Below are 25926 nucleotides of genomic sequence, written 5' to 3'. Positions count from 1 at the left end.
CTGGGTTTATTAGAATTGTGCAGTTATACCTAAGCTGAACGTGCGTGTTTTAGGATAGAAATCGCGATTATCGATACCCGGGGTTAAGCCGCCTATGTTAACTTCAGGATCAACACCACGGTATTTGGTGATGATGAAAATGTTATTGCCCGAAGCATAGAAACGCAGGCTTTTAATAGCCTGGATATGCGGTTTAATGGTATAACCTAAAGTGGCGTTATCCAAACGCAGGTATGAGCCGCTTTCAAGGAAACGGTCAGAGATCAGGTAGGCGTTGATATCCTTAAATGATTCGCCTAAGGTAAACCTCGGGATGTTCTGCAGTTTTGAATCGGCAGGGTTGTTCAATGCAGCGAGGGTTGCATTCAGGATCTTGTTGCCATAAACACCACGCACCAGGAAGTTTAAGTCGAAGCCTTTATAGAAGAAACTGTTGCTCCATCCGTAAACCAACTTAGGCTGGGCATCATATTTAATAAACTGATCGGTAGTAAGCGGTTGTGTAGCAGTAGTTGAGCCATCGGCTTTTTGATAGGTACTTACGCCGTTAGCGTTTTTACCAAGATAATGCCACAGGTCAAACGTTCCGATGGCATAGCCAGGCTGTATGATCTGGCTGTAGTTTCCCGATTGGCCTTTACCGCCTAACTGGGCAGTTTGAATAAAGTTAAGGCCGAACTGGCTGTTTGATAAGCTTTGAACAACGTTTTTGTTATGCGAAACGTTGAAAGAGGTGCGCCAGGTAAAAGCCTGTGATTTTACAGGTACGGCATTTAAAACAACCTCGATACCGCTGTTTTTGATTTTACCTACGTTAGCAGTGTAAAACGGATAGAAGTAAAGTGTGGTTGATACCGGGTAGGTATAGATCAGGTCGGATGTTTTCTTGATATAATAATCTACCGAACCGGTTAAACGGTTGTTGAACAAACCGAAATCCAAACCGATGTTGGTGGTAGCAGTACTTTCCCATTTCAGGTCCGGGTTATCGTTACGCACCGGGCCAATTGGGTTAACAATGTTACCATTGCTCAAAAATTTACCACCACCCGGAGGCACACCGTAAATTAAACGCGCGGTAAAGGCGTCGAAACCCAAGCTGTTACCGGATACACCGTAACCGGCCCTTAATTTCAAATCGCTGATCACCGGAACTGATTTCATGAAATCTTCGTTGATGATTTTCCAGCCTGCAGAAGCAGCAGGGAAATAACCATGACGCTGGTTAATACCAAATGCCGATGATCCGTCTTCCCTTAATGAAGCCTGTAAAAGATATTTATTTGAAAACTCGTACTGGCCACGGGCATAGAACGATACAAACCTCAACGTAGAAATATAGTTAGGGTTGAACACAATTTGTGAAAGCTGCGTTGGATTTGATAATGCCAGATAGTTGTATGTTAAGGCATCATTTGAAAATCCTTGTGTTTGCACACCAAAGCCGTCATTGTTACGGTCTTGCTGATAAGAGTAACCACCTAATAATTTTAGCGAGTGTTTACCAAACACACGGTCATAGTTAAAATAAGCCTCTAAAACGTTGCTGGTATTGGTATAAGCACTACGTACAGCTACACCTCCTGCATTTACATAAATACCCGATTGGCTGGTAGAGTAGGTGTTAACATTGTTCTGCTCCTTTTGGGTCGATCCGGATACGGTAAATTTTAAACCGTTTAAGATGTCAACCGAAGCAAAACCATTGATAAGGGTTTTATTGTTCTCCGTCCTGGTAAAGTTGTTGTTAATCAACGATAGCGGGTTTAACGGACCGCTGCCTGTACGGGTATAGTTTTCTTTATAAGTACCATCGGCATTATAAGGGCTAACCGTTGGCAGATAAAATAAAATACCCGATAGAACCTGGCTTTGGAAAATATCGTTGTTTTTGGTAGCACTGTTAGTAAGGGTGATACCCAGTTTTAAACGATCGTTAAAAAAGCGCTGGTTAATATAGCCTTTGTAAATAGTGCGCTCAAGGCTGGTATTTCTGAGGATACCATTGTTTTTCATGTAGTTTACGCTCGCGCCATACTCCGAATTTGTACCTGCGCCACCATATGAAAGGTTATGGTTTTGTGAATAACCTGTTCTTTCGGCCAGCTTTTGCCAGTTGGTATTTGAGCCGTCATCATCTGCGGTGCTCAATTTAGGTACTCCATTGTCGGTTAAATATTTACGAAGCTCATCGCCGGTAAGTACGTCGATGTTTTTTGATACGTTTTCAACTGCTCCGTAAGCACTGTAAGTTAAGCGGGTTTGGCCGGCTTTAGCCCTGCGTGTAGTAACGATGATTACACCGTTGGCCGCACGTGAACCGTAGATAGCTGTAGAAGACGCGTCTTTTAATACGTCGATACTTTCGATATCGGCGGGGGCCAAAAGGTCGATAGAAGCGCCCGGTACACCGTCAATTACATAAAACGGTTGCTGTGCAGCGCCTTCACGCAATGTTGATGGCCCCCTTAAGATAGTGGCCGGTTGTTTGTTGGGGTCGCCGCTTTTGGTGATGTTTAAACCGGCAACTTTACCTTGCAATAATTCGGCAGGAGTAGTCAATACACCAGCATTAAAATCTTCGGCCTTAACCGAAGTGATAGCACCGGTTACATCCTTACGGCTTGCAGTACCATAACCGATAACTACAACATCTTTAAGTTGTTTGGTGTCAGTTACCATGGTTACGTTAACCACTTTTTTGTCGCCAATGGTAACTTCTTTTGGTAACGAGCCTAAGAAAGTGAATTTGATCACATCATCCGGTCCGCTTACCATAACCTGGTAAATACCGTTAGCTGATGTTGAGGTTGCTTTACCTGTACTTTTAACCGTTACTACTACCCCGGGTAACGGTAAGTTGGTTTCGTCGGTAACGGTACCCCTGATGGTACGTTGCTGTGCAAAAGCCATTGATGAGGCTAAAAGCATCAGCATAAAAAGGCAAATCGATTTACCCGATCTGTGCCATAATCTAAAAATAGATCTGTAGTTTTTTTCCATAGTTTTTAATTAATGATAACCTCTTTTAAATAGCTGCCGAAGTTGGGAATTAGCAGGCGATAAATTGCTGCAAAGCAACGGTTGTTTTATTATCAGGAAATGAATAAGGAGTTAACTTATCTATTAATTAAAATTGGTATTGCTTTTTTAAAACAAGCTACTTTAAGCTGATTTTCAGTTGTTTGCTTGCCATAAACAAATTGGCACTGTTAATAAAGGGTTAAGGGGCTATAAATTTTAGTGTTTTGTAAAAAGCTTGTTGTTAGGCAATAGAAGAAAATGCAAAGCAAATTTTTATGCTTTTTACAATCAATGGAAAGGGGATGAATATATTTTGAACAATTTACCGTAAGGCCAGCGAAATCATGGTATAATGTTCATTGGTTTGGATAGTGAACATGAATTCATTGTTTTGGTAAATCTTGCTTCCGTGTTTTGTATAAATTATATCTATGAAGTCATGATTTTCAAGATAATCCTGGAATGAGTGATCATGCAATGCCGGGCACATATACAATACTTGTTCCATCCTGATAGCGAGGGCTGTTTTTCGTTTTTTATTCTCCCATCTGTTTTTATCCTGATCGAATGCCCAGCCGCTGTTGATCTTATTGAGTTCGGTAGTGTAAACGCCTGGACCTGCTTTGATGAGCCGCATCATATCCGCCGGAGTTATCTCTCTTTCGGCTGTGTTTAATTTCGGACGATGCCAGTAATATAAAACCCCTAAGATTAGGATAACTGCGATGGTTAACAAAGCAGGCCACCGATAATTTCGACGCTTATCGGGCTCAATAAATTCAGGATATTCATCCGGATGCAATTCATGTTTAATTATAGCAATAGTACGCTTTGCTTCGGTACGTGTAACCCCTTCTCCAACCAACAAAGCCTCAATTTCATGGTCGGTATTGCCGTCGGCAATCATCCATTTTATTTGGTCGGTAATTTGTTGCTTGTCCATTGGTAGTGGTGATGGGATTAGGTTTAGTTTTGAAACTCAAGATACATATTTTTATAAAGACAACACAGAGGAAATAGAAGCAGGAATGGTATCACTTTAAAACACGAGGCACCTACAGAGCCCGCGCATTTTGATTTTGCCTGTCTACAAACACGATACTCCTACGGAGTTTGAAAAAGAATTTAGGCTTTATTACTTCGGAGGAGTATCGTGTTTGTAGAAAATTGTTCTAAAGCAACTATAGGCTCCGTAGGAGCCTCGTGTCTATCATTGGTTTAAATAGGAGTTCCCCAGATAAAAGTAGCCATCATTGTTCAAAAGGCACAGTTTATAATTATCATTGTGCTTCTTTAATTTCAGCTCATCATTTGGCAAAACCAATGAAACGTATCCTCCCCGTAATTGTACTTTCCCAGTTTTTTTGTACTTCGTTATGGTTTGCGGGCAACGCGGTTATGGGCGACATTGCTAAACAATTGCAGCTTGAACCATCTTATCTGGCTTACCTGACAAGTGCAGTTCAACTTGGTTTTATTACCGGAACCCTTGTTTTTGCTATCCTGAGTATTGCCGACAGACTTTCGCCGGCACGTGTGTTTTTTATTTGTGCACTTATTGCCGCTTTTATCAACGGGTTGGCGTGCTTACCGGGTACGGACGCCACTACCATACTGATATTAAGATATTCCACAGGTTTTTTCCTCGCAGGGATCTACCCGGTAGGCATGAAAATAGCCTCCGATCATTATCCGCAGGGATTAGGAAAAGCGTTGGGTTTTTTGGTTGGCGCTTTGGTGTTAGGCACATCATTTCCGCATCTGCTTAAAAGTTTAATGTCGGCATTGCCCTGGCGTTACGTTATATTGTCAACTTCGGTATTAGCTGCTTTGGGCGGATGCGCCATGGTATTGCTTGTGCCCGATGGCGCAGGGAGAAAACAGGGATCAGCGCTGAATCCGGCGGCGTTTGTTAAAAGTTTCGGTAACAAACAATTCAGGGCAGCGGCTTTTGGTTACTTCGGGCACATGTGGGAACTTTATGCTTTTTGGGCTTTTGTGCCGGTTATATTAAGCGCCTATAATACCCGGTATACTGAAGCTGATTTAAATGTGCCACTATTATCCTTCCTTATTATTGGCGTTGGGGCATTGGCCTGTGCCGGTAGCGGTGTCCTGTCTCAATATAAGGGGGTGAAAAATTTGGCAGTGTCAGCATTGGCAATTTCATGTATCTGCTGTTTAGTATCGCCGCTGTTTTTGTTTGCCGGTTCGGCGTGGATGTTAATTGCGTTTTTATTGGTTTGGAGTATTGCTGTTATTGCCGATTCGCCATTGTTTTCAACCCTGGTTGCACAAAATGCCGATCAGCAATTAAAAGGTACTGCGCTCACTATCGTTAATTGCATTGGCTTTGCCATTACCATTGTAAGTATTCAACTCATCACCGCTTTACGGACAGTTGAAAACTCCAGGTACGTTTATATGATGCTGGCGATAGGGCCGGTATTGGGATTGGTGGCTCTGGCCGGAAAAAGAACTAAATGAACAAAGAGTTTTCAAGTTCCATCTTGAGATTATCGTGTGGACACATCTTTTTAATCTTATCATTGATAGAAAAAAATGTCATTTCGACGAGCCAAAGGTGGGATTTGTGTGCCAGAGGTGAGGAGAAATCTTCTACGCCCAGTCCATCGCAGCTCTATCTATGACATTTCTTTAAAGATGTGTCCACACGATAATCTCGAGAGGGAATCGCACTGTTCCCTCACTTTTTTAAGTTAACTGTGATGTTAATTCCCTGGATAGAAACCTTAACCGAAAACAAAAAGCTCGGGTTACGTAACCCGAGCTTTTATGCCGTACAGAGGCCAAAATGGTTTTACCTGAATTTAATATTAACGCTTCCGCCAGATGCTTCAGCTTTAACCGGAATACCGCCGCCATTGTATTTGCCGTTAACCCGTTCCTTTTCCCACTGCCCGTTAAATTTGGCAACCGATGATGGTGATACGCCTTCACCACGCAGGTCGAGGTCATAGCCCTGGTTCTGCGGAAGTTCGATATCAACATTGCCTGCGCTTGATTCCAGTTTAAGGTATTTGCCAACTTTAAGCATTTGGGCGTATAAGCCCCCGCCGCTGGTTTCGGCGCTCACGCTCCCTGCCATACGTTTTAGGTCAATACTGCCGCCTGATGTACTGGTAATCAGCTCGCCGCTGATATTATTGCCGTTAACACCACCACCGCTGGTTTCGGCGTTGATTGTGCCTTTTAGGTTTTCAAGAGTAATACCGCCACCGCTGGTTTCAAGCCTGATCTTGCCATTGCAGTTTTTTGCTTCGATACCGCCGCCACTGGTTTCAAGCGAGATATCATCGCCCGAATTGGAAACATGAATGCCGCCGCCCGAAGTATTGCCGCGGATAGTGCCATAAAGCCTGTCAATTTGCAAGCCTCCTCCGCTGGTGCTGAACTTTTCGTTGCCTTTTAAGTTATCAAGAGCAATACCGCCGCCGCTGGTTTCCAGGTCGGTTGAGCATTGTTGCGGTACATAAATGCGGAACGAAATGCTTAGCGAGCTTCTCCAGTTAAAAAAACTCTGGCGTTTACTTTTGGCAACGGCCTTAACTTCATGCCCGCTAACAGATATATCGAGCGTGTAATCTTTATCAAGGCGTTTTTTGATCTCTTCTTTTGAGAGTTCACTACCGTTATTGCCTTTAATGTAAACTTCAACCCGAGGGGCCTGTCCGGCTTGCCCGCTAACCACAATACCTCCGGCCGAAGTACGTACTACAGCGCTGGTAATGGCATCGTTGGCTAAGGATTTAGTAAGGTATAATGAACGGCTGTCGCCATCTTGCGCTGCCGCCACAGCGGTTTGCCCGGCAAGCAGAAGAAGTAAAATATAATTTTTCATAAATGGGGTTTTAATCGTGATACAACTATGACCACTCTTTACCCCTATACGTTACAGGTGTTTTAATTTTTATTTAGATAGTTCTTCAACCCAGCAAGTCCCACAAATTACCAAAGGGATCTTTAAAAACGGCAACCGTGCCGTATGGTTCAACCCGGGATTCACGTACGAAATGGATATTCTTATCTTGCATTGCATGGTAGTCGCGCCAAAAATCGTCGGTTCTTAAAAAAAGAAACACGCGGCCACCTGTTTGTTGTCCTATCCTGCTTTGTTGTTCTTCGCCCACAGCCTTTGCCAGCAATAAACAGCACTCTGATGCACCTTTCGGCCTTACCAAAACCCATCTTTTATTTTCCTTGATCCATGTGTCTTCTACCAGGTCGAAATTCAATTTTTCTGTATAGAATTGAATTGCTTCGTCATAGTCATTAACCACCAATGTAATGTGTGTTATAAATTGCTTCATAAGCAGAAAAATAAGATGAATACATCAACAGTTAAGGCCGCCATTTAAACGACATATTGTCGATGGCGCGCATGGTACATAAAATGCCATTTAAATGGTCGTGCTCATGCTGCATCAGTTCGGAGAGGGCATCGGTCATTGCCCATTGTTGCTGCTGCCAGTTTTCGTCCAGATAATTTACCGTTATGGTTTTATGTCTTTTAACTTTTACCAGCAGGTTAGGAAAGCTCATGCAATCGTCCCAAGGCTCAAAAAGTTCGTCGCTGGCATCCTGTATTTCAGGATTAATAAAAACTACCGGCTTATCAATATTCATATAAACAAGCCGCTTCATGATACCCAACTGCGGAGCTGCTATTGCCCGGCCAAAGTTGTATTTCTGCCTTATTTCCTGCATTACATTGTGCATGTCGGCAATCCAGCCGCTTAGCAGTGGCAGCTCATACTGTAACACTGGATCGCAAACCTGGTACAGGCGTTCATCGCCAAGCAGCAAAATATCGGTCAGTTTTTTCATGCTATGGTAAAAGTAACTTTTTTATCTCCCGGATGGTTGCATTAGCCCGTATTTGAGTTAATTTTATACTCGCCAATTGAACCTGCTATTTTCTTGAATTGCGAAACTAAAATACGCGGAAACCGTATAAACGAGAAAGTTAAATGTTGACTTCCTTATCCAGATAAAGTTTTTTGTAGTTATTTTATTATATCATGCAGCCGAAAGAGATTTTAAAAGAACACGTAAGTAAAACCATTACATTAACCGACGATCAGTTCGATTATTTCTTTTCGCATTTTACCTACAAAAAATTTAAAAAAGGGCAAACTATAATAGGCGAAGGCGATAAAGTAGACTGTGAGTATTTTGTACTTTCGGGCTATTTGAAATCGTTTTTTATCAATGATGACATGAAAATGTTCATCCTGCAGTTTGCCATGCCTACCTGGTGGGCTTCGGATTACAATGCGCTTTATAGCGGCGACCGCGCCACAGTTAATGTTGATTGTATTACAGATGCCGAAGTACTTTGCCTCACCAGCCAGGACCGTGAAAAACTTTGCAAAGAAATTCATGAGGGCGAACACTTCTTTCGCTGGCGTACCAATAAAGGCTATGTGGCTACACAAAAAAGGCTGCTATCATTCATGAATAATGATGCCAAACATCGTTATGAAGAGTTATTGGCGCAATATCCAACACTGTATAATATAGTTCCAAAACAGTTAATCGCCTCGTATTTAGGTGTTTCAAGGGAGACATTGAGCCGCTTATACCATTCTTAAAATGTGACGTACATCACATAAACAGGACGGTGTTTCGATTGTGATGTAGGTCACACAGTTTCCGGGCGGTTAGTACGCAACTTTGTATTGTCATTAAAGACATAACAAAATGGAAACTCAAAAATTTGAAATCATCAGCGCAAAAAGTAATATCGACTGGATTGGTCGTAAGGTTACAGGCGCACACAATGGTACCATCGCTATAAAAGAAGGTTCTTTAACTTTTGCAGATGGGCAGCTAACAGGCGGTAAATTCGCTATCGACACCACTTCTATTAAAATACTTGACATAACTGACCCGGCTACCAATGCCCAGTTTGCAGGTCACCTCGCTTCTGACGACTTTTTTAATTCTGAAAACTATCCCGAAGCCCAATTTGTGGTTACCGCTATCAACAAAGTGGGCAACGATACTTATGGTATCACCGGAGATCTGACTATAAAAGGAATTTCTCATTCTGTAAGTTTTGACGCACAGGTTACTACCGCCGCTGATACCGTTAGCGCAACCGGTAAAGTTGTGGTTGACCGTACTAAATACGGCATGAGGTTCCGTTCCGGAAACTTTTTTAAAGACCTGGGCGATACCCTGATCTACAACGATTTTGACCTTAATGTAAACATAACCGCAAAAGCTGTTTAACAAACAGCTTTTGCTTAAAAACCAAAGCCATGCCATACGTAAAAATTGAACTGACCCGCGAAGGTGTTACCCGCGAGCAGAAACAAACCCTGATAAAGGGCGTAACCGATTTGATTGTCAATACCCTGAACAAAGATCCGCATTTAACCCACGTGGTGATCAGCGAAGTTGAACTGGATGATTGGGGATATGCCGGCGAGCAGGTATCAGCATTAAGAGAAAAAGGCATCACTGCCGATAAGAAGTAAAACAATGAAAAAACAAACAATAATCGTTACCGGGGCATCATCCGGTATCGGTAAAGAAATAGCCCGTCATTTTTTAGAAATGGGCGATAACGTAGTAATCAATTCAACAACTGCCGATAAACTGGAAGCTGTTTACCAGGAACTTGGCGCAGGCGAAAACCTGGCCATGGTTGCAGGTAGTGTAAGTGATAAAGCAACAGGCGAAAAGCTGACCCAAACAGCTATTGATAAATTTGGCGGCGTTGATGTATTGATCAATAATGCCGGGATTTTCGAAACAAGGCCGTTCCTTGAGGTTGATGAGGCATACCTCGATCGTTTTTTAGATACCAACCTTAAGGGTACTTACTTTACTACCCAGGCCGTAATCCCTCAAATGATTAAACAGCATGATGGTGTGGTGATCAATATAGGTACCCCACTGGTTAACCATGCGCTTAGCGGGGTTCCTATTACCGCACAAATGGCTTCAAAAGGAGCGGTACATGCGCTTACCATACAACTGGCCGGCGAGTTTGGTAAAGATAACATCAGGGTAAATACCATAGCACCGGGTACTATCCGTACGCCAATGCACGGCGACAATGCCGATCAAACTGCAGGCTTACACTTGCTAAACCGTGTTGGTGAAGTTGAAGATATTGCACAAATGGCTTACTCTGTTGCCAAAAGCAATTTTATTACCGGCGCCATCATCAATGTTGACGGTGGCACCGCTGCAGGCCGTAACTTAAATTAAAATGAAAACCCTTTTATTAACAGCTTTTATGCTCTGCACATTGCAGGGCATAAAGGCACAAAGCAAAAGCAAAATGGAAACTAACAATCAAGACAAAGCAGCCATTGAACAGGCGCTTGAAACTTACTACTTCAAAGGGATTTATGAAGGTGATGTGGATTTGTTAAAACAGGTGATGAATACCGGCACCCTGCTTTTTGGCGATGTGAAAGGGCAACCCTATGCAAAAACATTAGATGTTTATCTGGACGGTGTAAAAAACAGGCAAAGTCCTAAAGATTCGGGTAAACCATTTGAAGGGAAGATTATTTTTGTTAAAACAGTAAACTCAATTGCCGTTGCCGAAGTAACGGTGAAAATGTATGATTTTAACTACTATGAGTTTTTATCGTTTCATAAAATTGACGGTAAGTGGCTCATCGTAAATAAAATGATCAGCGATACAAGCAAATAATAATAAAATCATGTGGTATAACACAAAAGCAACAGAGATACTGGGCATAGATTATCCGATTATGCAGGGGCCTTTTGGCGGCAATCTATCGTCGGCCGAATTGGTGGCCGCGGTATCAAATGCCGGCGGTTTGGGTGGTTATGGGGCGTATACCCTCAGCGCGCCTGAAATTGTTGAGGTTGATAAACAGATCAGGGCGGCAACCAACAAGCCGTATAATATCAACCTATGGGTTTCGGAAACCGATGCGCCCAACGGCGAAGCCACTGATGAACAGTATGAACATGCATCGCAACTGTTTAAGCCATACTTTGATGAGGCCGGAATCCAGGTACCGCCAAAACCGGCGCCTTTTAAGCTGCGGTTTGAAAATCAGTTGCAAGCTATTCTTGACCTGCGCCCAAAAGTTTTCAGTTTTATGTTTGGTACATTATCCGCCGACATCATGGAGCAATGTCGCAGGTTGGGCATTGTCACCGTTGGTGCGGCTACTACACTGGATGAGGCCATTGCTTTAGAAGCTACCGGCGTAGATATGATCATCGCATCGGGCTTTGAAGCCGGTGGCCACAGGCCATCGTTTCTTGCCCCGGCAGAAGCATCAACTACCGGCACTTTTGTATTGCTGCAGCTGATCAAAGACAAAATTAAAACTCCGGTTATTGCTGCAGGCGGCATTGCCAGTGGCAGGGGAGTAGCAGCAGCCTTAATGCTGGGCGCTGATGCAGCGCAAATAGGCACTGCATTTTTAGCCTGTGACGAATCGGGCGCGCTCCCAATCCACAGGCAAATGCTTTTTTCGGATGCGGCTAAGTATACCACCTTATCCCGCGCGTTTACCGGCAGGCTTGGCCGTGGTATTACCAGCCGGGTAGCCAAAGATTTGATCGGTAAAGAAGCGGGTTTTTTACCATTCCCATTACAAACAACCTTTACGGCCCCATTAAGAAAAGCCGCACTTGAACAGCAAAAATGGGATATGATTTTATTCTGGGGTGGGCAGATAGCACCGATATTGAAACATAAAAAGGCTGCCGACCTGATGCAATCCATAATTGAAGATACTACCAAAATTATGAACCCATGAAAAATGAAGTTAATGTAACCTACCTGGGCGGCCCGACCGTTATTTTAGAGATCGGCGGTTTAAGGCTTATGACCGACCCAACACTTGACCCGGCCGGTGAGCAATTCATGATCAATGATAAGCCCGCCTACCATAAAACCGAAGGCCCGGCTACTACCGAGATTGGTAAAATAGATGTGGTTTTGCTAAGCCATGACCAGCATGGCGATAACCTCGATAATGCAGGGCGGGAGTTGCTGAAACAGGTTGATAAAACATTAACAACTAAAATAGGAGCCGAAAGATTAGGCGGCAACACCATAGGCCTTTCACCCTGGGAAAGTATCCAGTTAAATGATGAAGTAGTGGTAACCGGTACACCTGCAAGGCATGGCCCTGCAGGCAGCGAAAAACTTACCGGCGATGTAACCGGCTTTATTGTAACTGTGGAAGGGCTTCAAATTTATTTTACCGGCGACACTGTGTTTTATGACGGGGTGAAAGAGGTTGCAGAAAAATTTAAACCGAAATATGTATTCATATTTGCCGGTGCAGCCAAACCCCGCGGCCCGTTTAATGTAACTATGGGTACTAATGACGCTATAGATACTGCCTTTGCTTTTCCTGATGCTGTGATCATACCAGTACATTTTGAAGGCTGGTCGCATTATACCGAAACAGGGGAGATGCTACAACAATCATTTGATGCGCTGGGGATTGGCGGACAGCTTAAGATCCTTAAACCAGGCGTAAAAACAAGTTTATAAGTAATACCAGTATGGGTTTGCAGGCTGCTGAAATGCAGGCCGGATGACTCATGCTTAAAAAAATCAAACCATGAACTCAGCAAAAGTATGGTATGTAACCGGGGCCTCCCAGGGATTGGGACTTACCCTTGTAAAAAAGCTATTAGAAAAAGGCTATCGCGTAGTTGCAACGTCACGTAACGCGCAATCCCTGAAACAAGCAGTAGGGATCATTGATACAGACAGGTTTTTGCCTTTGGCTGTTGATTTGAGCAACCCGGATTGTATAGAAGAATCCATCCGTGAAACACTCAACGCTTTTGGACAAATTGATGTATTGGTTAACAACGCCGGTTATGGTATGGCCGGTACGATTGAAGAAACCGAACGGCAAAAGATCCATGATATTTTCAGTGTTAACGTGTTGGCCACGATTGATGTAACCAAGGCTGTGCTGCCTGTTATGCGTAGTCAAGGTTCTGGATATATTATCAATATAGGTTCGGTAGCGGGTTTTGTTGGCGCACCGGGCTGGTCGGTTTATTCGGCTACTAAGGCCGCCATTGCCGCATTTTCGGAAGTGCTGGCACTTGATCTTAAAGAGTTTGGTATCAAAGTAACGGTGGTTGAACCATCAGGTTTCCGTACGGGATTTCTTACTGCGGGCTCATTGGCTTTTACCGAAAGCCATATTGGAGGGTATCATGCAGTTAAAAATGCCCAGCAGCGTTACCTCGCCGCCGATGGCAAACAACCCGGCGATCCTGAAAAGGCATCGGAGATCATGATCGGCCTTACAGAAATGACAGAACCACCGCTCCATCTTTATTTGGGAGAGGATGCCTATAAACGGGCTTCTGAAAAGCTTGGCATAATGGCTGCCGAGCTGGAACAATGGAAGCCGGTTACTATATCTGCCGATTTTAAATCGTGATTTGGGTAGCGGCCTATGCGGGTTTCACCAGTTCAAGCCCGTGACCTTTCATGATGGTTAGGATCTTTTGCATATCCGGTGGACCACCAGGATTGATCACCGCTGCAATTTCGCGGAAATATGCCGGGCCTATAGATGCCGGAGAAAGCGTGCAGAGTGCCCTTGCTGTTTTATCGTGCAGGTTGTTGAAACCATGAATAGTTCCCCTTTTTATAAAGCAATGATCGCCCGGTTGTAGCTCCCGCATTTCTGTGCCTATCAATTGTGTAAGCGTCCCTTCCAATATATACAGCGTTTCGTCTACATCAACATGAAAATGAGGCGCCGGTACTTTCGCTCCGGGCGGAACTACGAGCTCAAATTGTACAAGCGTGCCATCTGTATCATCGCCATCAAACAAAAAATTGATCTCAAGAGAACCTAAGCTGATGCGTTCTTTAAAGTGAGCAAACATGTGTGGTTGGGTTTATGGTTGGTGTATTATTAAAAGTATTCATTTTCCGGTACAATTCCAATAAGTATTAAGCTACAAGATCTCTACATACCCATCCGTGCCGTTTACCCTGATCCGTTGCCCATCCCTGATCAGGTTTACAGCGTTTTCCACCCCGACAATGGCCGGCAAGCCATATTCACGTGCTATAACTGCGCCGTGGGTCATCAGTCCGCCGACTTCGGTTACCAGTCCTTTTATAGATACAAATAATGGTGTCCAGCTGGGGTCGGTAAATCTTGTGATTAAAATATCTTCATCTCCCAGGTCTGCATCTTCCATGTTTAGGATCACGCGCGCCCGGCCCTCAATGATTCCGGCAGATACGGGCAGACCTATGATAGCGTCTGCAGGACGAGCCTCCCGTTGATACCTGCCCACGATAATTTCGCCGTCGGAAGTGATAACACGAGGCGGGTTTAGTTTTTCATGTAATTTATGCTCATCTTTTCGTCGGTTGATAATCTGGTAATCCAGCTCACCTGTGCGTACTACTTCGCGCAGCTCATCAAATTGGAGATAATAGATATCCTCTTTTTCATGGATCAGGCCGGCATGTACCAGCTTTTCGGCTTCCTTTAGCAGTGCCTGTTTATAAACAAAGCTGCGGCTAACAATGCCATATTTAGGATATTCACGATACCCGGCAAAATTGCGGAGCAGGCCTATCTTTTGTTTCGTTTCTCCGGCCTTTGGTTCTCCATCGGGTAATTGCTTCAATTTATCCAGCAGTTCCTGTTCTTTTTTCAAAGCTTCCTGCAATCCATTCTCAAATTTTCGGGCAGCTTCACCGGGGGCAAAATTTTTGATATTATTGAGAAGCATTGGAACCAGGATCATTGGTTTTTCGCTCCAGCGTGTTTTAGTAATATCTATTTCGCCGGCGCAGCGCATCCCGTATTTGTTAAGATAAGTAACGATAGCGTCGCGGGTTTCCTCGCCGCCGGTAAATTTTACCAGTTCATTCAAAAAGGTATCATCTTTTGTGTGTTGCAGATAATCAATTACTTCAGGATACGGACGGATCACATCCGCAACATTCAGCAATTCCAGTCCCATTTCTGAAGTGATATTGTTTGATACAGACTGGGAAACTATATCTGCTGCATTCTTTTCACCCAGCCACTCGCTCATTTTTTCATTGATCCATGATGATGCGCTGATTGCAGCCATGATCATAGCCAGGCTTTGCGGGGTAAATAAACCTCTCCTTAGTCCCTGGAGATCTTCGATAATAAAATCAAACAGATCAGTTCCTGATTTTGTCAGGATATTTTGTTTCAACACTTCTACTGATGCCAGGCTTTGCTTAATCAGGTTAGCTGCAATTTCCGGGTCGTTTTCTATGGGTGCCGGGGGAGCTAAGGCAGGGTTAACCGGTGCGTTTTTACCGGGAGCAGGTTGTGTATTTGGCACCAATTTTATGAAATCGCCACGGTCTATGATGCTCATAATTGCATCTTTTATAAGTGGGTCATGTTGCGCCATCGCATTCAGCAAAGCTTCCCTGCCGGCGGCAGAAGCCAGGCTGTCCGCAACGTCAACAAATAACCTTCCGCCCGCTTTATACATCGGCCGTACAGATGTTAGCTGCCATAAAGATAGTCCTAATGGTTTCATGGCATCGGTCATCATTTGCTGATGGCCTACAGATATATAAACATGATTTTCCTGGTCATTTGCTTCGGGAACCGGGTATAAAGTAGTGATGGACCTGCTTTGAACAATATAAAATGCATCGCCGGCCAAACACCATTCAATATCCTGCGGATTACTGAAATGTTCTTCAAGCCTTCTGCCAATGTGCTCAAGCTGTAAAATCTGCTCGTCTGTGAGTACCGGCCTGCCTTGCATCTCAGGCTCAAGTAGCTGTTGTTTTGTGCCGCCATCTTTCAAGGCATAAATGGCCATTTTTTTGGCAGGAATTTTCTTGTCGATAATTTTACCGGTACGTACTTTATAATTATCAGCATTCACCAAACCTGAAACCATGGCCTCGCCAAGCCCGAAACCTGCATCGATAGATACGGTTTTTCTGTTACCGGTAACCGGATCGGCAGTAAACAAAATCCCCGCTGCCTGCGGGAAAACCATTTCTTGAACCACAACAGCTAAGTAAACCTTACGATGGTCGAAACCGTTTTGAATGCGATAGGTCACCGCCCTGTCGGTAAACAATGATGCCCAGCATTTGCTGATATGCTTCAGAATTTCGTTTTTACCGATAATATTCAGATAGGTATCCTGCTGGCCTGCAAACGAAGCTGTCGGAAGGTCTTCGGCCGTAGCGCTGGACCGTACCGCAAAGGCCTGGTTGTTATCAAACTTTGTAATATGGTTTGTAATCTCATCGACTATATCTTCAGTAATAGAAGCATTTTCGATAGCCGCACGGATTTTTGCGCTTATCCGGCTGATACTTTCTCTTTCTTCTGCCTTTAAACTCATTAGTTCATCCAGTAAACCGTTAAGCTCAATGTTATTTTCGGTTACTTCTTTAGAGGCTTCGGTAGTAATGCAAAAACCTTTGGGCACTTGTATTTCCCCGATGCGGGAAAGCTCGCCCAGATTGGCACCTTTGCCTCCCACGGTCAAGAGCTTTGAACGGTTAATATCTTCAAAGCTGAGAACGTAAGTGTGTGATTTTGTGACTGTGTTGAGTTTGTTTTCGGCGGTCATACTGATGGTTTTAGGGAGATGTATAACCAAAAGTATAAGGTAAAAAGGATCAAAATGCAGTTTTTAAAGTATATTTTTTTAAGCGCAATAATGACAGAAACAAGGCGTTATCCTTACAAACAAAGAGAAATAAATGTCTGCTTTATTGCAGGGTTTTGGCGCCGGTTATTGACCGGCTTTTTGTTTGGGATAAAGCGAAGGATTGTGCAATTTTCTCGTCGAAAACAACCAGGTGTATACGCCTTTAAAAAAGAAAATGTCATTTCGATAGAGCAGGAGTGGGCTGCGTGGTGGCGCGAAAGAGAAATCTTCTACATCAGGCTTCACAACTATACTTGTAAAAGTAGGGTGTAGAAGATTTCTCCTCACCTCCGGCGCACAAATCCCTACCCTTGGTTCGTCGAAATGACATTTTTTCTATTAATGATAAAATTACATTTCATCAGGATCTCTCGTAGAAGACCTGACTTCACCAGACAGTTACACTGATGAGACAAGAATATCCCTTCAAATATGAAACATCACTTTTAGCAGTATAATTCTTCCCGGTAGGGTATACGAGCTTGCGGTCAATGTATTGGCCGATAGGTAAAGCGTATTGTAAGTTTTTACATTGAGGAAATTGGCGGCGCTGAGTTCCAGGTCGGTTTTCCATTGCTCTACCCTGAGTTTTGCCGAAGCATCTGCAAAAAAGTATTTCAGATCGGGGTTGCCCTGCTGGCGGGTGAAGTAATGTTCGCCCGATAACTTGAACTGTAGATCGGTTACAGGGTTATAATTTACCGAAGCTTGTTGAAGTAACTGGTTAATGTGATAGGCCGAGGCCTCTGCCACCGAATGGCTGTGTGTTTGTGTAAATATAGCTTTATAGCTAAAGTTTACCTGGTCGTTTACTTTGGTATCAACGCCTGCATTAAGGGTTGTAGAAATGGTATTGAACGGCAACAGTGTATTATTCTGGATCTGTACCGATTTATTGCTTTGCCATTGGATTCCTCCGCTGAAGGTTGTTTTTAATGCAAAGGAATATTTGCTGACTGTGCCGTTCGCCGTCCACGAATCGGTACTGTTTTGGTATGGCAGCACTACGCGTTGCTGCAGATTGTTGGTGATTACCCCTGATGCGATGTTATTGGAAGCGATATGGTTATAAAGTACGTTTACACTGGCGAAAAATAGTGTTAGCGCCTTACGATAATTGAATCCCAAGGCTGCCATCTGATTTTGCCTTTCGGTAAGACCGGCATTGTTGGCGTAAAGCGTGCGATAGTCTTTCAGGATATAGCCCCGGTACATATCTTCTATAGTGCCTGTTTCGTTGCGATAGCTGTAAAGAAAATTTAGATAGTTTTCGAGCCCGGTTTGATATTTTACCTTTAGTTGAGGATTAAAATATAACCTGGTTAGGCTTTTGCGCAACGAATACAGGCTATCTGAATAATTGATCTGCTGAAGGCTCAGCGGCAGTGTTAGGTTCACTTTCAGGATATCGCCTGGCAGATCATAGGCTGCTTCAGCATAGATTTTTTTTCGAGTCCAGTTTAAATGGTTTATCGAACTGTCCGATTGCAGTTTAGTAGTATTATCGGCCGGCAAAACGTTCAGATCAGATGTTAAATGTTGTGACTGAACACTGAACCCTGTCCTGAAGCTTTGTGTGATAAGGCTTGACGGTATCTTGAAAGAGAGATAGTTATTGGTGTACCATGCCGGTACATTTACATTTTGCACCAGTTGCGCATAGGGTATGCTGTTATTAAATATCCCATTGTTAAAGTCTGGCCCTATAGTTCTGCTCTCCGGTTCGGCCGAGTGGCTGATATAAGAATAGGCCTGGATGATATTATTGGATCTTAAAGATTTGATCAAATTAAATTCATTTGAAAAGTTCAGCGCGTTGTCCCTGAAAACCTGGTTCACCATACTGCCATTGGCGTTCAGATCTGAATAATTGGTCGACCGGTTGTTATCCACCAACAGCACATTGTTCAGGTAATATTTCTCCTGGTTAACATTCAGCGTAAATTGGGTATGCAGTATGTCGGGGCGAAAGCGGTTATGTTGTGTTTCGTTATAGCGTACCGTGTCGCCGGGTAAATAAACGGTGGTGCGCTGGCTGTAATCCTGCCGGCGGGTATCGTGCAAATAATAGGCATTGATCTTCATTTGCACATTCTTTTTAAAGTTGACCAGGTTATTGAGATTGAGGATGCCGGCCTTGTTGAACAGGTACCGGTTGCGTGACAAAGCCGGATCATTAACCGAACCAAGCGACAGTACCGTGGCAGGCACGTCATTGTCTATTCGCTGGATATAATCAGCATAATTGTGCGATACCAGGTCCTCCTGCAAGTCGTTACCCGTGTTGTTGGCCTTGAGGTAATTAATAGCCTTGTATTTATCTTTAAACATCATGGCATTCAAATCCACATCATAATTTCCCGGCAAGCCGGCACCGATGCTTTCCTGGCCCACCATTTGTAACTTGGCACCTTTTTTAAAGCTGAGATTGAGCGCTACATCATCGCTCATCACTTTATTTTGAAGTACCTTAACCGGCTGGTGGTTTTGGAGCACCTGCACCTGGTCAACCACTCCCTGCGGAATGGTGCTGGTAGCAATATTATATTTATCATCCAGCAGGTTATCCCCGCCGATGTACAGGTTAGTGATAGGTTTATTGTTATAGCTGATCCTGCCATCGGAGGCAACCGTTATGCCCGGCAGCTTTTTAATCACATCGCCAATAACCCTGTCCTGCACACTGCTGAAATCGGATACTTTATAGCTCAGGGTATCACCGTTCGTCCGGAGTACCGGCCGGCTGCTTTTTACCACTACTGCCTGCAGCTGGTTAATAGAAACGGATAACACAAAATCAACCGGGGCCTGCACATCAGTGATATTTTTGCTTTGGGTTTTATAACCTACACAGCGCACTTCAACCATCAAATTGGTTACAGGCGTATTGGCCGGAGGGATTAAAGCATAAGCACCTTTGGCATCAGTAATGGTATAACTGATAATGCCGTTGGTAGTTATATCCTTCAGGTTAAGGGTGGCATAAGGAACAGCCCTGCCCGAACTGTCCTTTACACTACCCCTAATACTTTGACCAAAGCAGGAGGCTGAAAATAGTAACGCAATAAGCGATAACCAAACCTGTGTTATAAGCCTGTTCATTTCTTTTCAGATAGTTCTATCGGGTTATTGATCACCGGCTGTGGGCCTATCCTGATATCGATTTTAGGGGCTGGTCTGCCCTGGCTCGCCGCCTGTGCTGCTGCCATTGACTGTGCAAAGGCATTAGGATCTTTGCGCATGGCCTCCTGCAATTTGGCAAATTCCTTTTCGGTGGTTTTGATGGCGTTGGCAGGAGGTTGGATGATGTTAGGATCACCGGGCTGATCGTCCATCCCTATCATAATCATTCGTCCCTGGTTGCCCTGGGGTTGGCTGGCAGCTTGTGCATCTTTTTGGGTGGAGATTACTGCTTTTTCAACCCCGTCAAACTTAAAAACAACGTCCTTTCTGGTATCATACGCTTCCACAATTACGCCCGGTAACCCATTGAGTTTCCAGGGGCCTATATGCAGCGGCAAATCGGGGCAAAACCATGCAGTATAATCCCGGCCTTTAAAATGAGTAATGGCTTTTTGGCAATGTAAACCACCAAGGGTTGCAGTATCGCCGCTTATTTTCCATTCGACGGATGGCAGCACATCTGTTATAAGATAGTTGTTGAACAGCAACGGTTCTTTGCGGAAAAATTTCTTTCCGTTCGGGTATTGGTAGTACTCCACACCCGAGCCCGACGACCGTCTTTGGATGTTAACATGACCGTCGGGAGAGTTGGCCATCTGTTCCTGAACCTGTTTTTTGAACAGTGCGTCCTGCAGCTGTTTATCATAGCTTTTGTAAGCACCCGCATTTTTGCCTACAATCAAAACCATGTTTTCGGTATAGGGGTGGTCGCGGTTAGTAGTATCCCTGATATGGGAAAACTTGTAGTGTACCAATACCTGCGCGGTATCTGGCTTTTGTGCCGATGCAGAAAGCATCGAGGTTAATAGTGCGGTGCATAATAGCAATTGCTTTTTCATAATTTGGATATTTTTAAGCAATTGTACGTTGACGTTTCAAGGCGCTAAAAACATTGGTACCAACACCTTTTTCAGATGCTCGTAAAAAGGATATTTGTTATTTGGACCTCCGTCAAAAACAAATTGGCTGCAGTATTAACCCCGGATTTCAAAAAATGCCGGTTTAGCTGCCAAATCATTATATTGACATCAATAATTTATGAGTACCCCGGGCTTAATATACCTTTGACGAATGCACCGTATCAAAGCCAAACATATCATTGAGATACTGATCCACCTGGCATTCTGGATAGGGGTGTATTATACCCTGACCTCGCTAACGGGCTCAAATGTGAGGGTGCGGATAACTCAAAACGGAAAGGTGATGGAAAAGAGCCAGATCGATACCGTTTTTCCGTATTCGCGTATTACACTTGCTTTTTTGGCCCTGCTGTTTTACGGCAATATATTTTGGATCTTTAAAAAAGTGCTCCGTTATAAAAACGTAGTTGCGGGCATAGCTATGGCGGCGGGCTGGTTTTTACTGGTTTTCATGGCCAATTACATTTTCGTTGTATCTAAATTAAACAATAACCTTCCTGCCGTGCCTCCGCTTCCCGGTTTCGCTGCAGGCGGGGGCGGCAATATTCATCTTATAGATGGCCGTAATATAATTTTCGGGATGGGGAACTGGATGCATATGCAGCTCACCATGTTGCTTATTTTCTTAACCGCAGCGGGTCTTTCCATAGCCTATTTCTTTTTGAAGGAGTGGGCTCGGAACGAACTGGTACGCAATCAGCTGGAAGCATATCAGCTGAATACCGAGATCAAATTCCTGAAATCGCAAATTAACCCGCATTTTCTGTTTAATACACTCAATAACCTGTTTTCGATGGCTCAGGAAAAAGGGAATGACGAACTTGCCGACGGCATCTCCAAACTTTCTGGCATGATGCGCTACATGATCTATGACAGTAATGCTGATGGCGTACCGCTAAATAAGGAGATAGCATACCTGGAAGATTGCATCTCCCTGAATAAACTGCGCTATGCAGATGATGAAGTAAAAGTGATATTTGATTATCCGGCGCAAACCGGGAACGCCGTTGTTGCGCCAATGCTGTTTATCCCATTTGTTGAAAATGCTTTTAAACATGGCGTTTCTATTGGCCAAACCTCCGGGATAGATATTGCTATCACCCTGTCAGATCATAAGTTGAGTTTCTCCTGCATCAATACAAAATATGGCACTATTAAAAAGATGGAGGATGAAAAGAGCGGTATCGGGCTCGAAAATGTGAAGCGGCGGCTCGACCTGCTATATGCAGACAAACACAGCCTGCAGATAAGTGAGGACGAAGGGAAATATATTGTTAAACTCGAACTTGACCTGGTATGATAACCTGTATTGCCATTGATGATGAGCCAAAGGCGCTTGAAGTAATAGAACGTTATTGCCATAAAACAAGCCTGGTTGATTTAAAAGCTACCTTTCGCGAACCGGTGAAGGCGATTGAATTCCTGAACCGGGAAAAGGTGGATCTGATCTTCCTCGATATCAATATGCCCGATATCAGCGGAATGCAATTGGTGCAAACGCTGTCGCCAAGGCCGCTGATCATTTTTACGACAGCCTATAGTCATTATGCTGTTGAAAGTTATGACCTGAATGCGCTCGACTACCTCTTAAAGCCCATTACGTTTGAGCGTTTTCTTGCGGCAATCAACAAGGCGGCGGGGGGTGTGTCTTCAAAAAACGGTGTAAGTAAAGAGGATGAGCCTACCGTTTTTATCAAAAGCGGTCCGCAAACCTATCAGGTTAAGGTGAGCGAGATCTTGTACCTGGAAAAAGACGGTAACTATATCACCGTTCACCTGAAAGACAGGAACATCCTGGTGCGCGAAAACATGGGAGATATTTTTGACCTTGTACCGGCCGCGGATTTTTTACGGGTGCATAAATCGTACGTGGTTGCTATCAAACATATTACCATGATTGAAGTGCACCAGCTTATCATTAACGGCGAAAAGATCCCGATTGGCAGTACTTACCGGGATCTTTTACGCAGCAGATTGGGATTGAAATAGCGGTGCCAATTTTTCTGCTATCGCGTAAAATTGTATTGCTCATCGGTTACGTGTTCCAGCCAATCAACCACTTTGCCATTAAGGTTTTCCTGTATGGCTATATGGCTCATGCCATTGGTGGCCGAAGCACCATGCCAATGCTTTTCGTTAGCTTCAAACCAAACCACATCTCCGGGGCGCACTTCCTGAACAGGGCCGCCTTCGCGCTGTACCCAGCCAAGCCCTGAAACAATGATAAGGGTTTGTCCCAAGGGGTGAGTATGCCAGGCTGTTCTTGCGCCCGGCTCAAAAGTTACGGTAGCAGATACTCCCCGGCGGGCCTCATTGGCATCAAATAGCGGGTCAATCCGTACTGCGCCAGTGAACCAATCTGCCGGCCCTTTGGCAGAAGGTTTAGTGCCTAATCTTGTAATTTCCATTCTTTTTTATTGTTTTTAAAACCCTATTTTAACAGGGATGCCTTAATTAAGGTTTTTTGTAAAGAAATCAACCAGTTTGTCAAAAGGGATTAAATCTGTTTTGTCGTACAAATCTACGTGCCCGGCATTCGGAACAATATACAACTCTTTTGGTTCGGCTGCACGTTGATAAGCGTCCTCACTAAACTCTCTCGAATGAGCATGATCACCCGTAATGAAAAGCATCGGTCGTGGTGAAATGGTTTCGATATCATTGAACGGATAGAAGTTCATGAATTTAACATTGCTGGTTAATGTTGGGTGTGTAGTAAGTTCGGGTGAGCTTCCTTTGGGCGTATATTCTCCCCGCGGCGTGCGGTAAAATTCGTAAAACTCACGCTGTATCGGGTCTGTATGCTTATCGAGCTTGTGTACTGTGCCGCCGGTGTATTTGATTTCACCGCCATTGAACTCAGTATAGCGTTGTTCGGCTGCTGCAGAAATAATGTTTTTGCGCTGCTCGATGCTTAATGAATGATGGAGCGCATTCCGGCTCGCCGCGCCCATATCGTACATGCTTACGGTTGCTATTGCTTTCATGCGCGGGTCAATTTTGGCTGCGCTGATCACAAAACTGCCACTACCGCAAACACCAATTACGCCTATCCTGTTCCTGTCTGCAAAAGTACTGCTGCCAAGAAAGTCAACCGCCGCACTGAAATCTTCGGCATAAATATCGGGCGAAACAGCATTGCGTGGTTGGCCCTCACTTTGGCCCCAGAACGATAGGTCGATGGCTAAAGTAATGAAACCCCTGTCGGCCATATTGGATGCATACACATCGGCACTTTGTTCTTTTACTGCACCCATGGGATGGCCTACAATGATAGCCGGGTGCTTTTTATTCCGGTCTAAACTTTTGGGGATAAAAAGATGCCCTGCAAGGTTCATCCGGTATTGGTTTTTGAAAGTAACAGCATACATGGTAACCTTATCGCTTACCTTAAAAGTTGTATACCCCTTGGGCGATATTTCTTCCATTTTTTCTGTCTTCTGTAATTTGTCTGATTGAGCGTAGGCCTGTCCTGACAGCATCAGCAACGCAGCCGCTACGATTGTTAAATTTTTCATATGGGATGTAATTTTCTTATTAAAAAATGGTCCTGATTACCTTTGCCGGAACCCCACCGACAACTGTGTTGTCCGCAACGTCCTTGCTGACTACCGCACCTGCAGCAACAACGGCATTTTCGCCAATGGTTACACCGGGTAAAATGATTGCTCCCGCACCAATCCAGGCATTTCGTTTTATTAAAATGGGTTTGCATAACATCCCCCGGCGGTCTGTAGGGGCAAGCGGATGATTCTCGGTAATGAGGTTTACCTTAGGACCTATAAGCACATGGTCGTCCAGGGTAATACCGCCCATGTCAAGGAAAGAGCAGGCATGATTAATGAATATATGTTTGCCTATATTGATAAAGCGGCCAAAATTGGTATAGAATGGCGCAAATATGGTTGTACTGTTGTCAATTTGACTTCCGATAATATCGCTTAGCTTCTCTCTTACCTCGTCCACACTGGTTGCAGCATTGAGCGCCGGCGACAAAGACAACGTGCGGTTAACCACCTCGTTTACCTTCATAAATTCCGGGTCATCCAGCCCGACAAGTTCTCCGGCTTTCAGTCTTTCGAAGATATCTTTCATATTGCAAAAGTAGGGAGGGCCTTACTTTTGCTGTTTATGAGTATCAAACCAATAATTAAGGATTTCAAACTTCCTGGACACGCAGGGACGAAGGGGTAGTACCTGTCATGCGTTTGAAATAGTTGTTAAAATAGCTTGGGTACTCAAAACCAAGTGCGTAGGCTATTTCGGCAATGTTCCAGTCGGTGTGTTGTAATAGAGCTTTGGCTTCGCTGATGACGCGCTCGGCAATGTGGGCTGTTGTTGGCTTGCCGGTAACCTCTTTAACTGCGCGGTTTAAATAGTTGATGTGCAATGCCATGTTTTGTGCATAATCCTGTGCCGACTTCAATTGCAGTGGCTTATCCGGGCTTTCGATCGGGAACTGCCTTTCCAGTAGTTCAAAAAAAACTGCGGTGATGCGGGAGGCTGCATTTTTATGCTGGTCAAAGTTTTCTGAAGGCTGCAATTTCATTGCTTCATGCAGAATCAGGTTGATATAGTTGCGGATAAGGTCATCTTTGTAAGCATAGCTGCTTTGCTGCTCCTCAATCATTCTCTGAAAAATAGTATTCAAAAATATCCGTTGTTGGTCGGTTATGGTAAGAATAGGGGTGCCACCTATTTTGAAGAATGGTGACTGTTGCAGGATATCGGAACGCTCAGACAAATTTAGAAATTCCTCTGAAAACAGGCAGGTATAACCCGCATAAGTGGTTGACAAGGTTTCCCAGGAATAGGGGATATGCGGATTGCCGAAAAACAATACTGTGCCTTCTGCCTCAAAGCTGCGGTCGGCGTAATGGATGAGACTTTTACCAGTGGTAAGGCAGATCTTGTAAAAATCCTTCCGGCTGTAAAAACGTGTTGCCTGTCCGTCTTCCTCAATTTGGAAAACATTAAAGCCTTTTAACCTGAGCTCACTGTTAAAAGCAGATAACAAACGCGCCTGGCTGTTTTTCATGTTGTAAAGTTAAGAAAATCAAAACAAGACCGTACAATAGAGCCCGACTGATACTGGCGCAGC

The 25926-nt window shown here is 44.1% G+C and carries 24 protein-coding genes; 11 read left to right on the top strand and 13 right to left on the bottom strand.

The window, feature by feature from the left end:
• Positions 1-9: 9 nt before the first annotated feature.
• Complete coding sequence (locus AC59JO_RS21375) at positions 10-3003, bottom strand: SusC/RagA family TonB-linked outer membrane protein (RefSeq protein ID WP_497307849.1); 2994 nt, start codon at positions 3001-3003, stop codon at positions 10-12.
• A 343-nt stretch (positions 3004-3346) separates the two neighbouring features.
• On the bottom strand, positions 3347-3967 hold the full coding sequence (locus tag AC59JO_RS21370; protein ID WP_497307847.1) for a hypothetical protein: 621 nt from the start codon (positions 3965-3967) through the stop codon (positions 3347-3349).
• 380 nt (positions 3968-4347) lie between these two features.
• Between AC59JO_RS21370 and AC59JO_RS21365 the strand changes: the two genes are divergently transcribed.
• A complete protein-coding gene (locus AC59JO_RS21365; protein ID WP_497307845.1) occupies positions 4348-5511 on the top strand; it encodes an MFS transporter in 1164 nt (387 codons plus the stop codon).
• A 334-nt stretch (positions 5512-5845) separates the two neighbouring features.
• On the opposite strand, the gene AC59JO_RS21360 is transcribed toward AC59JO_RS21365, so the two are convergent.
• The 3 genes from AC59JO_RS21360 to AC59JO_RS21350 form a co-directional block, all read right to left on the bottom strand.
• Positions 5846-6886: a DUF4097 family beta strand repeat-containing protein gene (locus AC59JO_RS21360; protein WP_497307843.1), complete on the bottom strand. Its 1041-nt coding sequence runs from the start codon at positions 6884-6886 to the stop codon at positions 5846-5848.
• Positions 6887-6971: 85 nt separating this feature from the next.
• Positions 6972-7355, bottom strand: a complete 384-nt coding sequence (locus AC59JO_RS21355; protein ID WP_413670668.1) for a VOC family protein — start codon at positions 7353-7355, stop codon at positions 6972-6974.
• 31 nt (positions 7356-7386) lie between these two features.
• Positions 7387-7872, bottom strand: a complete 486-nt coding sequence (locus AC59JO_RS21350) for a peptide deformylase (RefSeq protein ID WP_497307841.1) — start codon at positions 7870-7872, stop codon at positions 7387-7389.
• Positions 7873-8066: 194 nt separating this feature from the next.
• Here AC59JO_RS21350 and AC59JO_RS21345 point away from each other — a divergent pair, with 194 nt between their 5' ends.
• The 8 genes from AC59JO_RS21345 to AC59JO_RS21310 all read left to right on the top strand — a co-directional run bounded on the left by AC59JO_RS21345 (position 8067) and on the right by AC59JO_RS21310 (position 13469).
• A complete protein-coding gene (locus AC59JO_RS21345) occupies positions 8067-8639 on the top strand; it encodes a Crp/Fnr family transcriptional regulator (protein WP_091222718.1) in 573 nt (190 codons plus the stop codon).
• Positions 8640-8748: 109 nt separating this feature from the next.
• On the top strand, positions 8749-9282 hold the full coding sequence (locus AC59JO_RS21340) for a YceI family protein (protein WP_413670670.1): 534 nt from the start codon (positions 8749-8751) through the stop codon (positions 9280-9282).
• A 29-nt stretch (positions 9283-9311) separates the two neighbouring features.
• Positions 9312-9530 carry a tautomerase family protein gene (locus AC59JO_RS21335; protein WP_497307838.1) on the top strand — a complete coding sequence of 73 codons (219 nt, stop codon included), beginning with the start codon at positions 9312-9314 and terminating at the stop codon, positions 9528-9530.
• Positions 9531-9534: 4 nt separating this feature from the next.
• A complete protein-coding gene (locus AC59JO_RS21330) occupies positions 9535-10269 on the top strand; it encodes an SDR family NAD(P)-dependent oxidoreductase (RefSeq protein WP_497307836.1) in 735 nt (244 codons plus the stop codon).
• A gap of 1 nt (position 10270) precedes the next feature.
• Positions 10271-10723: a nuclear transport factor 2 family protein gene (locus AC59JO_RS21325; RefSeq protein ID WP_091222729.1), complete on the top strand. Its 453-nt coding sequence runs from the start codon at positions 10271-10273 to the stop codon at positions 10721-10723.
• A gap of 10 nt (positions 10724-10733) precedes the next feature.
• On the top strand, positions 10734-11810 hold the full coding sequence (locus tag AC59JO_RS21320; RefSeq protein WP_497307834.1) for an NAD(P)H-dependent flavin oxidoreductase: 1077 nt from the start codon (positions 10734-10736) through the stop codon (positions 11808-11810).
• Positions 11807-12556, top strand: a complete 750-nt coding sequence (locus AC59JO_RS21315; protein WP_497307832.1) for an MBL fold metallo-hydrolase — start codon at positions 11807-11809, stop codon at positions 12554-12556. Before AC59JO_RS21320 ends, AC59JO_RS21315 begins: the two co-directional genes overlap by 4 nt.
• Before the next feature lie 70 nt (positions 12557-12626).
• On the top strand, positions 12627-13469 hold the full coding sequence (locus AC59JO_RS21310) for an SDR family NAD(P)-dependent oxidoreductase (protein ID WP_413670674.1): 843 nt from the start codon (positions 12627-12629) through the stop codon (positions 13467-13469).
• 13 nt (positions 13470-13482) lie between these two features.
• On the opposite strand, the gene AC59JO_RS21305 is transcribed toward AC59JO_RS21310, so the two are convergent.
• From AC59JO_RS21305 to AC59JO_RS21290, 4 genes are all read right to left on the bottom strand, one after another.
• A complete protein-coding gene (locus AC59JO_RS21305; protein WP_413670675.1) occupies positions 13483-13923 on the bottom strand; it encodes a cupin domain-containing protein in 441 nt (146 codons plus the stop codon).
• A 72-nt stretch (positions 13924-13995) separates the two neighbouring features.
• Complete coding sequence (gene ppsA, locus AC59JO_RS21300; protein ID WP_497307829.1) at positions 13996-16641, bottom strand: phosphoenolpyruvate synthase; 2646 nt, start codon at positions 16639-16641, stop codon at positions 13996-13998.
• Positions 16642-17148: 507 nt separating this feature from the next.
• Entirely contained in the window at positions 17149-19824 is a 2676-nt protein-coding gene (locus AC59JO_RS21295) for a TonB-dependent receptor (protein ID WP_497307827.1), read from the bottom strand.
• Positions 19821-20744 (bottom strand): GLPGLI family protein, encoded by a 924-nt coding sequence (locus AC59JO_RS21290; protein WP_497307825.1) that lies wholly within the window; start codon positions 20742-20744, stop codon positions 19821-19823. Before AC59JO_RS21290 ends, AC59JO_RS21295 begins: the two co-directional genes overlap by 4 nt.
• 232 nt (positions 20745-20976) lie before the next feature.
• On the opposite strand from AC59JO_RS21290, the gene AC59JO_RS21285 reads away from it, so the two are divergent.
• Both AC59JO_RS21285 and AC59JO_RS21280 read left to right on the top strand, forming a co-directional pair.
• A complete protein-coding gene (locus AC59JO_RS21285; RefSeq protein WP_497307823.1) occupies positions 20977-22125 on the top strand; it encodes a sensor histidine kinase in 1149 nt (382 codons plus the stop codon).
• Positions 22122-22814, top strand: a complete 693-nt coding sequence (locus AC59JO_RS21280; RefSeq protein ID WP_497307821.1) for a LytR/AlgR family response regulator transcription factor — start codon at positions 22122-22124, stop codon at positions 22812-22814. Before AC59JO_RS21285 ends, AC59JO_RS21280 begins: the two co-directional genes overlap by 4 nt.
• Positions 22815-22831: 17 nt before the next feature.
• Here AC59JO_RS21280 and AC59JO_RS21275 read toward each other — a convergent pair whose 3' ends face one another.
• The 4 genes from AC59JO_RS21275 to AC59JO_RS21260 form a co-directional block, all read right to left on the bottom strand.
• Positions 22832-23233, bottom strand: a complete 402-nt coding sequence (locus AC59JO_RS21275) for a (R)-mandelonitrile lyase (RefSeq protein WP_497307819.1) — start codon at positions 23231-23233, stop codon at positions 22832-22834.
• Positions 23234-23275: 42 nt separating this feature from the next.
• Positions 23276-24343, bottom strand: coding sequence for an alpha/beta hydrolase (locus tag AC59JO_RS21270; protein WP_497307817.1), 1068 nt, complete (start codon positions 24341-24343; stop codon positions 23276-23278).
• A 19-nt stretch (positions 24344-24362) separates the two neighbouring features.
• Positions 24363-24920, bottom strand: coding sequence for a DapH/DapD/GlmU-related protein (locus tag AC59JO_RS21265; RefSeq protein WP_497307815.1), 558 nt, complete (start codon positions 24918-24920; stop codon positions 24363-24365).
• Between the two features lie 64 nt (positions 24921-24984).
• Positions 24985-25863 carry a helix-turn-helix domain-containing protein gene (locus tag AC59JO_RS21260; protein ID WP_091216911.1) on the bottom strand — a complete coding sequence of 293 codons (879 nt, stop codon included), beginning with the start codon at positions 25861-25863 and terminating at the stop codon, positions 24985-24987.
• Positions 25864-25926 lie beyond the last annotated feature (63 nt).

The organism is Mucilaginibacter sp. A5337, from assembly GCF_059690695.1.
This window is presented reverse-complemented; position numbering and strand designations above follow the sequence as displayed.

Excerpts from the sequence above, each read along its gene's own strand:
- AC59JO_RS21315 (WP_497307832.1), top strand. The coding sequence starts at position 11,807 with ATGAAAAATGAAGTTAATGTAACCTACCTGGGCGGCCCGACCGTTATT.
- AC59JO_RS21340 (WP_413670670.1), top strand. The coding sequence starts at position 8,749 with ATGGAAACTCAAAAATTTGAAATCATCAGCGCAAAAAGTAATATCGAC.
- AC59JO_RS21335 (WP_497307838.1), top strand. The coding sequence starts at position 9,312 with ATGCCATACGTAAAAATTGAACTGACCCGCGAAGGTGTTACCCGCGAG.
- AC59JO_RS21265 (WP_497307815.1), bottom strand. The coding sequence starts at position 24,920 with ATGAAAGATATCTTCGAAAGACTGAAAGCCGGAGAACTTGTCGGGCTG.
- AC59JO_RS21290 (WP_497307825.1), bottom strand. The coding sequence starts at position 20,744 with ATGAAAAAGCAATTGCTATTATGCACCGCACTATTAACCTCGATGCTT.
- AC59JO_RS21295 (WP_497307827.1), bottom strand. The coding sequence starts at position 19,824 with ATGAACAGGCTTATAACACAGGTTTGGTTATCGCTTATTGCGTTACTA.
- AC59JO_RS21345 (WP_091222718.1), top strand. The coding sequence starts at position 8,067 with ATGCAGCCGAAAGAGATTTTAAAAGAACACGTAAGTAAAACCATTACA.
- AC59JO_RS21365 (WP_497307845.1), top strand. The coding sequence starts at position 4,348 with ATGAAACGTATCCTCCCCGTAATTGTACTTTCCCAGTTTTTTTGTACT.
- AC59JO_RS21355 (WP_413670668.1), bottom strand. The coding sequence starts at position 7,355 with ATGAAGCAATTTATAACACACATTACATTGGTGGTTAATGACTATGAC.
- AC59JO_RS21310 (WP_413670674.1), top strand. The coding sequence starts at position 12,627 with ATGAACTCAGCAAAAGTATGGTATGTAACCGGGGCCTCCCAGGGATTG.
- AC59JO_RS21270 (WP_497307817.1), bottom strand. The coding sequence starts at position 24,343 with ATGAAAAATTTAACAATCGTAGCGGCTGCGTTGCTGATGCTGTCAGGA.
- AC59JO_RS21305 (WP_413670675.1), bottom strand. The coding sequence starts at position 13,923 with ATGTTTGCTCACTTTAAAGAACGCATCAGCTTAGGTTCTCTTGAGATC.
- AC59JO_RS21285 (WP_497307823.1), top strand. The coding sequence starts at position 20,977 with ATGCACCGTATCAAAGCCAAACATATCATTGAGATACTGATCCACCTG.
- AC59JO_RS21260 (WP_091216911.1), bottom strand. The coding sequence starts at position 25,863 with ATGAAAAACAGCCAGGCGCGTTTGTTATCTGCTTTTAACAGTGAGCTC.
- AC59JO_RS21350 (WP_497307841.1), bottom strand. The coding sequence starts at position 7,872 with ATGAAAAAACTGACCGATATTTTGCTGCTTGGCGATGAACGCCTGTAC.
- AC59JO_RS21375 (WP_497307849.1), bottom strand. The coding sequence starts at position 3,003 with ATGGAAAAAAACTACAGATCTATTTTTAGATTATGGCACAGATCGGGT.
- AC59JO_RS21280 (WP_497307821.1), top strand. The coding sequence starts at position 22,122 with ATGATAACCTGTATTGCCATTGATGATGAGCCAAAGGCGCTTGAAGTA.
- AC59JO_RS21325 (WP_091222729.1), top strand. The coding sequence starts at position 10,271 with ATGAAAACCCTTTTATTAACAGCTTTTATGCTCTGCACATTGCAGGGC.
- AC59JO_RS21330 (WP_497307836.1), top strand. The coding sequence starts at position 9,535 with ATGAAAAAACAAACAATAATCGTTACCGGGGCATCATCCGGTATCGGT.
- AC59JO_RS21275 (WP_497307819.1), bottom strand. The coding sequence starts at position 23,233 with ATGGAAATTACAAGATTAGGCACTAAACCTTCTGCCAAAGGGCCGGCA.
- AC59JO_RS21320 (WP_497307834.1), top strand. The coding sequence starts at position 10,734 with ATGTGGTATAACACAAAAGCAACAGAGATACTGGGCATAGATTATCCG.
- AC59JO_RS21370 (WP_497307847.1), bottom strand. The coding sequence starts at position 3,967 with ATGGACAAGCAACAAATTACCGACCAAATAAAATGGATGATTGCCGAC.
- ppsA (WP_497307829.1), bottom strand. The coding sequence starts at position 16,641 with ATGACCGCCGAAAACAAACTCAACACAGTCACAAAATCACACACTTAC.
- AC59JO_RS21360 (WP_497307843.1), bottom strand. The coding sequence starts at position 6,886 with ATGAAAAATTATATTTTACTTCTTCTGCTTGCCGGGCAAACCGCTGTG.